The 10929-nt window shown below is 43.8% G+C and carries 8 protein-coding genes and 1 pseudogene; 2 read left to right on the top strand and 7 right to left on the bottom strand.

Annotation, left to right across the window (positions count from 1 at the left end; translation table 11 throughout):
- Nucleotides 1–108 precede the first annotated feature (108 nt).
- The 7 genes and pseudogenes from IQ259_RS25715 to ureE all read right to left on the bottom strand — a co-directional run.
- A pseudogene (locus IQ259_RS25715) lies at nt 109–897 on the bottom strand (acetamidase/formamidase family protein); the annotation flags it as partial.
- A gap of 265 nt (nt 898–1162) precedes the next feature.
- Complete coding sequence (locus tag IQ259_RS25710; RefSeq protein WP_193888827.1) at nt 1163–6982, bottom strand: HAMP domain-containing protein; 5820 nt, start codon at nt 6980–6982, stop codon at nt 1163–1165.
- A 400-nt stretch (nt 6983–7382) separates the two neighbouring features.
- Entirely contained in the window at nt 7383–7979 is a 597-nt protein-coding gene (gene ureG, locus IQ259_RS25705; protein ID WP_193888826.1) for an urease accessory protein UreG, read from the bottom strand.
- Between the two features lie 32 nt (nt 7980–8011).
- Nucleotides 8012–8206, bottom strand: coding sequence for a hypothetical protein (locus IQ259_RS25700; RefSeq protein WP_193888825.1), 195 nt, complete (start codon nt 8204–8206; stop codon nt 8012–8014).
- A complete protein-coding gene (locus tag IQ259_RS25695; protein ID WP_193888824.1) occupies nt 8193–8387 on the bottom strand; it encodes a hypothetical protein in 195 nt (64 codons plus the stop codon). The genes IQ259_RS25700 and IQ259_RS25695 overlap by 14 nt, the downstream gene beginning before the upstream one ends.
- Before the next feature lie 6 nt (nt 8388–8393).
- The gene (locus IQ259_RS25690; RefSeq protein ID WP_193888823.1) at nt 8394–9083 is read right to left on the bottom strand and encodes an urease accessory protein UreF; all 690 of its coding nucleotides are present in this window, start codon (nt 9081–9083) and stop codon (nt 8394–8396) included.
- Entirely contained in the window at nt 9061–9504 is a 444-nt protein-coding gene (gene ureE / locus IQ259_RS25685) for an urease accessory protein UreE (protein ID WP_193888828.1), read from the bottom strand. Before ureE ends, IQ259_RS25690 begins: the two co-directional genes overlap by 23 nt.
- Nucleotides 9505–9753: 249 nt before the next feature.
- On the opposite strand from ureE, the gene IQ259_RS25680 reads away from it, so the two are divergent.
- The gene (locus tag IQ259_RS25680) at nt 9754–10332 is read left to right on the top strand and encodes a hypothetical protein (RefSeq protein WP_193888822.1); all 579 of its coding nucleotides are present in this window, start codon (nt 9754–9756) and stop codon (nt 10330–10332) included.
- A gap of 150 nt (nt 10333–10482) precedes the next feature.
- A complete protein-coding gene (locus IQ259_RS25675) occupies nt 10483–10824 on the top strand; it encodes a HigA family addiction module antitoxin (RefSeq protein WP_193888821.1) in 342 nt (113 codons plus the stop codon).
- The last annotated feature ends 105 nt before the right edge of the window (nt 10825–10929 follow it).

The following is a 10929-nucleotide window of genomic DNA, read 5'->3' as shown; positions in this document are numbered from 1 at the left end:
TTGGGCGCGGGTCAGATTGCTAGGGTATGCTTTACTCATGTTGCTCTCTCAGTGCTGTCTATTATCTATTCACAGCATATACTGAGAGAGTTTTTTTACCACCTCTTAGACTTTTAAAACAGCCTCTAAGGTTTGAGCAAAGCCCATTGTGATAATGTCCGTCGGAGTTTCAGCGATGGGTGTTGTGAGTGACAAATCTTTGCGGAGTTTGAGCGTGATACTACCATTCATGGAAGTTTCAATGGCAGTCACATTTACTTCGCCATCTCCCTGTGCGGAATGCCCATCACCGAGAGAAAATAGTGCGCCAGGAACAAAAATCGGCAAAAATATGCGAGAACCTGCTTGGAGTTCGCGGTTATCAATATTACCACCATAATAACCAGGCGGGATGGAATTGCGATCGCTTTCGGGAGTCGCCACACCAAGGATACCAAAAAAGGGTTTGAGGGGAATTTTGATGCCACTATTTGGGGGAAATTCTGTGAGGTTATTAGCTAAATCTAGGGAAATAAATCTCAACGCAGGTTGAGTAAATTGTTCGCTTAAAGCGCCCCAACCTGCACGAATGGCATTAAAACCAACTGGTAAACGAGGTGCGATCGCTTCTAATCTTACTTCTAAAACATCTCCTGGTTCTGCATCCCGCACATAAATTGGCCCAGTCAGTAAATGCGGCCCGCCTGCAATTTTGCGTTCGGCTGGCAGATTTTGGCAGATATCGAGAAATTCTGATGTAAGGAATTCTGGTGGCGCTTTGTCGTAAATGTAGTAACCAGTGTATGTTTCAACATCGATGGTGTCGCCAGAATCAATAGTGAGTGCTGGTTTGAGGAGATGGGAAAATCCACCTAAATGTACTGTTTCTTTGGTAGCTTTTAAAGTGTGCCGAGTCATGGAAATAATGAAATGTAAAGTATGAAGTAACGCCGTGTGCAACTTTCTCTCAAACCTAACCCCCAACCTCTTCCCTACCAGGGAAGGGGAGCAAGAATTAAAGCCTCTAACGCCACTTGCTACAACAGGGGGAACCCCCACAACGCAGTGGCTCGACTAGAGGCGACTGGCGTGAGAGGTTTGGAGAGGGGTTTTAAAAATAAGTCGCACATCGCGTGAAGTATGAAAATTGATACTTCATACTTCATACTTTACACTTCACACTTTACCGATATAACCAAACCCGCAATAGAGAAAGCAACTGCTCGATATCGACAGGTTTGGTGATGTAGTCTGATGCGCCTGATTCGATGCACTTTTCACGATCGCCTTGCATGGCTTTGGCTGTGAGTGCAATGATTGGTAGGGCTTTAAATCGGTCATTTTGGCGAATTAACTGTGTTGTTTCGTAACCATCCATTTCTGGCATCATTACATCCATCAACACCACATCAATATCTCGTATATTTTCTAACATGGTAATGCCATCTCTGCCGTTCTCTGCATATATGACTTGCATTTGATAGCGCTCTAGCATACTTGTCAGGGCAAAGATGTTGCGTACATCATCGTCTATAATTAACACTTTTTTGTTTGTCAGTATGTAGTCTCTAGAATGTAGTTGTTCTAGTATTTGCCGCTTGGGTTCTGGTAAAGCTGCTTGGACTCGATGCAGGAATAATGTAGTTTCATCAAGGAGACGTTCGGGCGATCGCACGTCTTTAACGATGATTGTCTCAGTAATCCGCCTTAATTGGGTTTCTTGAGCATTGGTTAATTCGATACCAGTGTAAATAATAATCGGCAAAGATTCACCATTGGGCTGTTGCTTTATTTGTTCAAGCAGTTCAAACCCATTCATATCTGGTAGCCCTAAATCGAGAACCAAGCAATCAAATTGTTGGGAGTTAATTGCGGCTAGGGCTTCTGCGCCAGTGGCGACAGCAGTAGTGGCGACATCACTATTGCCAATCAACTCCACAATACTATGACGTTGAGTGTCGTCATCTTCAACTACTAGCAAACTCTTCACCCGTCGCTCCACAAAACCTTTAATTTTGTTTAAGGCTTCAGATATGGTTTCGCTGCTGGCAGGTTTTTGCAAATATGCTAAAGCTCCTAATTGCAAACTACGCCGCCGTCCTTCTTCTACTGTCATGATGTGTACAGGAATGTGACGGGTATTGGGGTCATGCTTTAAGCGATCTAGCACCGTCCAACCGTCCATATCTGGCAATCGGATATCTAGTAAAATCCCCACAGGCTGGAATTGCTGGGCTAGTGCGAGACCATTATTACCACTTTGGGCGGCAACTACCTTAAATCCCTGCTGCTGTGCCATTTCCAGGAGGATACGGGCAAAATGAATGTCATCTTCGATAATTAGCAATACGCGATCGCCGTCTTCAATGTCAATGCGATCGTCTTCTAAGAGTGCTGTTAGCTGTAGTGGGGTTTGAGCAGTTTGCTGAATGCGGTTAGCTGTAGCGGGAGTTGAGCCGCGTGCTGAGTGGGGCGTTGTAACTAGTTGAGATGTAGGTTCAGGAGTGATTAATTTTGGTTCAGAATTGAATTGGGGTAAGTAGAAGGTGAATGTACTACCTTGAGCCACGCTGCTCACCAGAGTAATTTCTCCGCCGAACAGACGAGCAATTTCACGGCTAATTGATAAGCCCAAACCTGTACCGCCGTATTTCCGGCTGGTAGTACCATCGGCTTGTTGAAATGCCTCAAAAATCACTTTTTGCTTTTCGGGAGCAATGCCAATCCCTGTATCGATGACTGAAAAGGCAACTACCATCGGAGCGTGTTTCAAAATTTCTTGGTTGAGACTCCATCCCTGCTTGGCTACTTCTATTCGCAAGCGTACCTCACCCCGGTCGGTAAATTTAAATGCGTTGGAAAGCAGATTTTTGAGAACTTGTAGCAAGCGTTTCGGATCAGTATAAATTGCTTTGGGTAATTCAGTACTTAATTCAATGATGAAATTGAGTCCTTTGTCTTGGGCTATTTGCCGAAAGGTGCGCTCAATTTGTTCCCGTAAATCTGTGGCTAACATTTGGGACATGTCAATGGACATAGTTCCCGATTCAATTTTCGCCAAATCTAGAATGTCATTGATCAATGCCAAAAGGTCATTTCCGGCTGAGTAAATGGTGCGGCTGTATTCAACTTGTTTGGTGCTGAGGTTCCCATCAATATTATCTGTTAGTAATTTCGCCAAAATTAATAGGCTGTTTAGGGGTGTCCGCAGTTCATGGGACATATTCGCCAGAAATTCTGACTTGTATTTGGATGACAGCGCCAATTGCTCGGCTTTTTCTTCCAATGACCGCCTAGCTTGTTCAATTTCGCGGTTTTTCCGTTCTACTTCTTTCTTCTGCTGGGCTAATAACTCGGCTTTTTCTTCGAGTTCGGCGTTGGTTTGTTGGAGTTCTTCTTGCTGTGTTCTGAGTAAATCTTCGGAAGTCTTCAGGGATTGGGCTTGTTGTTCGAGGCGCTTGTTAGTTTCTTTGAGTTCGTTTTGTTGAGTTTGCAGTTCTTCTGCTAAAGATTGAGATTGTTTGAGCAATTCTTCCGTTCGCATGGAAGCTGCGATGGTGTTGAGAACGATCGCAATACTTTCGGTGAGTTGGTCGAAGAATGTTAAGTGAATCTCACTAAAGCGGCGGAAGGAAGCGAGTTCAATGACTGCGGTGACTTGTCCTTCAAACAAAACGGGTAAAACTACAGCATTGAGTGGGGCTGCTTCACCTAAACCAGAGCTAATCTTGACATAATCTATCGGCACTTCTGACAACAAAATTCGCTCTTTTTCCAAAGCGCATTGTCCTACCAAACCTTCACCCAAGTAAAAGCGGTTTGCCAGATGTTTGCGTTCGCGGTAGGCGTAACTGCTCAGTAATTTGAGAAAATGCTGCTGTTGATCGCCTATATCCATTAAGTAGAATACGCCATGTTGTGCGCCTACTAGTGGTGCAAGTTCCGAGAGAATTAATTTGGAGACGGTTTCTAAGTCGCGCTGACCTTGCAGCATTCGGGTAAACTTGGCGAGGTTGGTTTTTAACCAGTCTTGTTCGGTGTTTTTCTGGGTTGTTTCCCGTAAGTTAGCAATCATCTGGTTGATATTGTCTTTTAAGATTGCTACTTCCCCTAAGGCTTCTACAGAAATTGATCGCGTTAAATCGCCTTTTGTTACCGCTGTCGCTACTTCAGCGATCGCCCTTAACTGGGTTGTAAGTGTCGCCGCCAGTTCGTTTACGTTATCTGTTAAGTCTTTCCACGTTCCCGCTGCACCTGGAACCTTCGCTTGACCGCCTAACTTCCCTTCTATTCCTACTTCCCGCGCTACTGTTGTTACTTGATTCGCAAAGGTAGCTAGGGTATCAATCATTTCATTGATGGTTTCTGCTAAGGTTTCAATTTCACCCTTCGCATCTAGCATCAGTTTGCGCTTCAAGTCGCCATTCGCTACGGCGGTGACAACTCGCGCAATCCCTCGCACTTGGGCTGTTAAGTTACCAGCCATCGAGTTGACATTATCGGTTAAATCTTTCCATGTCCCAGCGACCCCTTGCACCACGGCTTGACCGCCTAATTTACCTTCCGTTCCCACTTCCCGCGCCACCCGTGTTACTTCGGATGCAAAGGAACTGAGTTGATCCACCATTGTATTGATGGTGTTTTTCAAGTCGAGAATTTCGCCTTTCACATCCACGGTGATTTTCTTCGACAAGTCACCATTCGCCACCGCTTTAGTTACTTCTGCAATGTTTCGGACTTGGGCTGTTAAATTCCCCGCCATTGAGTTGACGTTATCGGTGAGGTCTTTCCACGTACCGCCAACACCCCGGACGTAGGCTTGCACACCTAATTTACCTTCTGTTCCCACTTCCCGCGCCACCCGCGTTACTTCTGATGCGAAGGAGTTGAGTTGATCCACCATTGTGTTGATGGTGTTTTTCAACTCTAAAATCTCGCCCTTCACATCCACGGTGATTTTCTTGGATAAGTCGCCATTCGCCACCGCCGTTGTCACTTCCGCGATGTTCCGCACCTGGGCTGTCAAACTTCCCGCCATGAAGTTCACGCTGTCGGTTAAATCTTTCCATGTCCCCGCAACGCCTTTGACTTCTGCTTGTACGCCTAATTTACCTTCCGTTCCCACCTCTCGCGCCACCCGCGTTACTTCCGATGCGAAGGAATTAAGTTGATCCACCATCGTGTTGACGGTGTTTTTCAGTTCGAGAATTTCACCTTTAACATCAACAGAGATTTTTTTGGAGAGGTCGCCATTCGCTACCGCTGTTGTGACAGCCGCAATATTCCGTACCTGGGCGGTTAAGCTTCCCGCCATAAAGTTCACGCTGTCGGTCAAGTCTTTCCACGTTCCCGCAACACCTTTCACATCGGCTTGTACACCTAATTTCCCTTCGCTACCCACTTCCCTAGCAACTCGTGTTACTTCTGAGGCGAAGGAATTAAGTTGATCCACCATGATATTGATGGTGTTTTTCAGTTCTAAAATCTCACCTTTGACTTGAACTGTAATTTTCTTCGACAAGTCGCCGTTAGCGATCGCTGTTGCTACTTCGGCAATACTCCGCACTTGGTCGGTGAGGTTCCCCGCCATCATATTCACCGCGCCAGTCAAGTCTTTCCACGTACCGGCGACCCCTCGGACTTCTGCTTGTACACCTAATTTTCCTTCTGTTCCCACTTCCCTAGCAACTCTTGTTACTTCCGATGCAAAGGAACTCAGTTGATCTACCATTGTGTTGATGGTGTTTTTCAACTCTAAAATCTCGCCCTTCACATCCACGGTGATTTTCTTGGATAAGTCGCCATTCGCCACCGCCGTTGTCACCTCGGCGATGTTCCGCACCTGGGCTGTTAAACTTCCCGCCATGAAGTTCACGCTGTCGGTTAAATCTTTCCACGTACCGGCGACACCCCGGACATCTGCTTGTACACCTAACTTTCCTTCGCTACCTACTTCTCGTGCTACCCGCGTTACTTCCGATGCAAAGGAACTCAGTTGATCCACCATGATATTGATGGTGTTTTTCAACTCCAGAATTTCGCCTTTGACATCAACTGTAATTTTCTTCGATAAATCACCGTTAGCGATCGCTGTTGCTACTTCTGCAATATTTCGCACCTGTCCGGTGAGGTTCCCCGCCATCAAATTTACGTTATCGGTGAGGTCTTTCCATGTTCCCGCCACACCGCGGACTTCTGCTTGTACGCCTAATTTTCCTTCCGTTCCCACTTCCCGCGCTACCCGTGTTACCTCACTTGCAAAGGAATTAAGTTGATCCACCATTGTGTTGACGGTGTTTTTTAACTCCAGAATTTCGCCTTTGACATCAACTGTAATTTTCTTCGATAAATCACCATTTGCGATCGCGGTGGCGACTTCTGCAATATTTCGCACCTGTCCGGTGAGGTTCCCCGCCATCAAATTTACGTTATCGGTGAGGTCTTTCCATGTTCCCGCTACACCGAGGACTTCTGCTTGTACGCCTAATTTTCCTTCCGTTCCCACTTCCCGCGCTACCCGTGTTACCTCACTCGCAAAGGAACCCAGCCGATCTACCATTGTGTTGACAATGTTAGCCGTTTGCAGAAATTCTCCTTTGAGAGGTTTACCATCAATTTCTGTGGCGATCGTTTGAGACAAATCCCCATTCGCTACCGCCCGAATTACACGGGTAGTTTCGGCTGTGGGTTGGACTAAATCTGTAATTAGGGTATTGACAGAATTTATACAATCCGACCAAGAACCACGCACACCTTCTAAGGAGGCGCGTTCAGTAATTTTTCCTTCTTTACCGACAACATTACCAATGCGCTGCAACTCTATCGCCATGCGATCGTTCTGGTCAATAATATCGTTGAGCGTGTCAGCTATTTTACCTGCCAGTCCTGTTTGATCTACAGACATCCGAACAGAAAAGTCTCCTTTTTTAACAGCAGTCAGGGTTTGCAGGAGTTGTCTTAAATCAAGATTGTCGCTTTCTCTGGTTAACTGTTCGGTTGCCATTGATATATCCTTAGGAAATTTGAGAGTAGTGGTGTACCCTGCTGCTGTTTAACAGTGCAATAACACTAATAACGAAGACCTCTACTACAAAAAATGTAGGTCTCTCTGATGGATAAGTTGATGCTTGAGTAAAATCGCTTTTAAGAAGAATATTTTATTGCTGATTTCTAGCTAAACTTTTGCTCAAGATAGCTGAAAGTCATTTTTACGATAACAGATTAATCATTAATTACTATCGCTTATTTTAGCTGGATAAATTAGTTGACTTGGGAGGGAGAAATATATTTTTGTTATCTAACTAAAGATAGATGGCAGGGGGAGCGAAATTTGCATTGTATATTTTTTTAATGCAGAGTGACGCGCAGGCAAGCGCAGAGGAGGGCAAAGTATGTGTCAATATTTAACCAATATGTTTACTAACAAAGTCAATCACATCTGTTAACCCTGATTGAGTTTTGAGATTAGTAAAGATAAAGGGTTTCTCACCACGCATTTTTTTAGCATCTCGTTCCATAATGCTTAAATCTGCGCCCACATAAGGTGCAAGGTCAATTTTATTAATAACTAATAAATCAGATTTGGTAATTCCTGGCCCGCCTTTGCGAGGAATTTTATCGCCAGCAGCCACATCAATTACGTAAATTGTTAAATCTACTAGTTCTGGACTAAAGGTAGCTGCTAAATTATCACCACCACTTTCTAAAAAGACTAAATCTAAATCACAAAAACGCTGTTCTAGTTGTTCAATAGCAGCTAAATTCATCGAAGCATCTTCCCGAATCGCTGTGTGAGGACACCCACCAGTTTCCACACCTAAAATGCGATCGCTTGTCAAAGCCTGAGAACGCATCAAAAACTGTGCATCCTCCTGAGTATAAATATCATTGGTCACAACGGCAAGATGATACTGTTCGCGCAACGCTTTACATAAAGCATCCACTAAAGCAGTCTTCCCCGAACCCACAGGGCCAGCAACACCCACTCGAAATGCGTTCATAAGTTAAAACCAATCAATTCAACAATCATGACTTAATTGGTATTTTTGGGTCGGAAAATATTTGTTAAATCTTCTTTAGTCATGTTATATGGAAAAGGATAGGTCTTAGCATTAGGACTGCGACGATTGACGAATAACTCTCTGATTGCTTCATCATCAGTGGGGTGTTGTCGGATATAAGCTTTTAATTCTTGACGAGTCATTTGAGTAAAATCAGGCTTGGTCATCTTCGTAAAACTCCCAACTTCCATCTTCAAAAATGATAATTTCTATTCCTTCATGAATCCCAGCTAAGATAAATATATGTTTATATAACGCATCATATCTAAATAAATGTATGGGCTGTAGCATATCTGAGAGTGATTGACAGACACAAACAGAAGCTACTGCTTGATTACAGGTTGGCATTGATCCTCAACTTCTAAATAACCTTGTATATTGCGTTTCATGCTGCATACTTGCTAAAGATAAGCCCCAGCTACAACAGCCGAGTTGATCATTCTCTAAAACGAGAATTTCTTGTACAGTAGCACTAAATAATGGTTGTAAATCTAGCAATAGCTCTTGTCCTGCGGTTTGTCCTAGGGGGATGAGTTTAACACCCGCAGTGATCAGATTAGTTGCCCAACTATGCAGATATGCTAATAAAGCAGCTTGAAGATTAATTTGCCAATGAGCAACAGCAATTCCAAAAGCGATCGCATAATTGCAAGGATTACCCACAATATTAATATTAGGTAGCAGTTGTGGTTGTATTTTACCAAGTAACTGCCCAAGCGATCGCCCCATCTGCCAACTAGAGTTACGCAACTCTTGAGTTTCTCTCGCCGCTGATAACCAGCGATTCCAATAACATAGCCTCTCTAAATCACTAATTCTTGCAGATTCCACCGCGCGTAGCATCACCGCCGCTTCTAGACGAATTGCACCATAACGCAATTCTGATGTGAGCCAATGTTTTAGGGTATCCTGGTGTGAAATTATGCCATTTTCCACTAAAGTTTCCAAACCTTCCGAATAACTATAGGCTCCCACAGGTAAAGCTGGACTAGCTAACTGCAAAATAAACAAAAAATGGCTATCAGTGAGTGTGATGGTGTCCATAAGCCCCTAATTCTGGCTGAAATGGTGCAATTTCTTCTGTAATTTTCAGTCCCAACTGTGTCAACATTGTGTGTAACACCGCATCTGGAGATAAGCGTAAATAACTTGGTGTAATTTCTACAGGCACATGACGATTTCCTAAATGATATGCTGCTCGCATTAATAAAAGTGGTGACGCAGCAGACACGGTAAGCACAGGTTCCGGTTTAACGGCAATTCTAATTAAACTATCATCAGTTTCATCTTGCAGAATATCACCATCTCTTAATACAGTTCCCCTTGGTAAACGCAAAAATACAACCCTACCATCCTCCGTCTCAAACCGATGGCGGCTGCGAGTGCGTTCTTCCGCCGTCAGTGATAGAGTTAAACTCACCACAGCATTAGCATCAGGTGATTTACGTTGAGTCAACATCAGCATCATCTTGTTAAGTAATCAGACAGAATTAATTACACAAATTTTTGACTGTAACCTGTAACCTATAACCTTAGGACTTACGCAAAATATATCTGAAACTCTCATTTCTCCGTGACCTCTGCGCCTCTGTGGTTCGTTATTCCGTGACTCGTGCGTAAGTCCCAAACCTATAACCTTTTTGCACAAATACATTGATCATATTTATAATCTGACAATTTGGTATTATTAACAAAGTGAGCGATCGCTAAAACTATGGCAAAGCGTAAAAAAGACAATCTCCAGTGGATTAAAGAAACGCTTGAACTCCAACCAGATCATCACTGGGAATCTCCATCAGGCTACAAAATTTTTGTCGCCAACCGGGGCGCTGTTCGCTTCAATGTTCCCCAAAACTGGGTTTTTGAGCCACAAGAAAAATCTTTCAAGTTTCTCGATAAAAAACCGCCCAAAGATGATTGTTGTCTAGAAGTATCTTTCAATCACCTACCACCCCACGACTGGAACCTGTTTCCCCTAAAAAACACCTTGAAGAAAGTGGTAGAAGAAGACAGTCGTGATGTCATTGCTAAGGGCGAAATCATTACCGTTAAGCGCCAAACCGCCAGGATTGTCTGGACAGAGATTAAATTTATTGACACTCAAGAAGAACCACGGGAAGCTTTTTCCCGGATTTGTATTGGCTTAGGCTCTAATGTACAATGCCTGATTACCTTCGATTATTGGGCAGATCAAGCAGAGCAATTAACACCCGTTTGGGATGAAGCAATACGTAGTCTCACCCTAGGGTTGTATATCCGTGATCCTAAAACTGGTCTGGCTTTCCCCGACTAATGGGATGTAATTGTTATGCGGTGAGCTATGTAGTGAGCCTAAAAAATTTATCCAGCCCAAGTAAGAAAACTAGCGTATAACTTTCAGTTTTGAAGATGGAGATGCTTACAACGTAAATTACGAAGACTATCACTAGGAGATAACAGCCAAATGATCAATAAAAGACAACCCAGACACCCCGGTGGCTTGATTAAGCGTCAATATCTTGAGCCACTAAAGATCACAATTACTGATTTTGCTGACATTATTGGCGTATCTCGTAAAACTGTATCAGAGATAGTTAACGAACGGGCAAGCGTTAGCCCAGATATGGCGCTTCGTTTATCTGTTGCGTTACAAACTACACCCGAACTTTGGCTTAATCTTCAACAAAAATACGATTTATGGTGTGCTGCTAATGAATCAGAATTTTGGAAAGAGGTAGCACCATTAGATGTAAAAGCTCAACCGGAGTCAAACTCGACAGTCTTAGAGGCTGTTTTAAAAGTCTAAGAGGTGGTAAAAAAACTCTCTCAGTATATGCTGTGAATAGATAATAGACAGCACTGAGAGAGCAACATGAGTAAAGCATACCCTAGCAATCTGACCCGCGCCCAA

This window comes from Fortiea sp. LEGE XX443 (genome assembly GCF_015206815.1).
Classification (GTDB): Bacteria; Cyanobacteriota; Cyanobacteriia; order Cyanobacteriales; family Nostocaceae; genus Nostoc_B.
The sequence above is the reverse complement of the archived record's forward strand: the minus strand, read 5'-3'. Positions and strand labels throughout refer to the sequence as shown.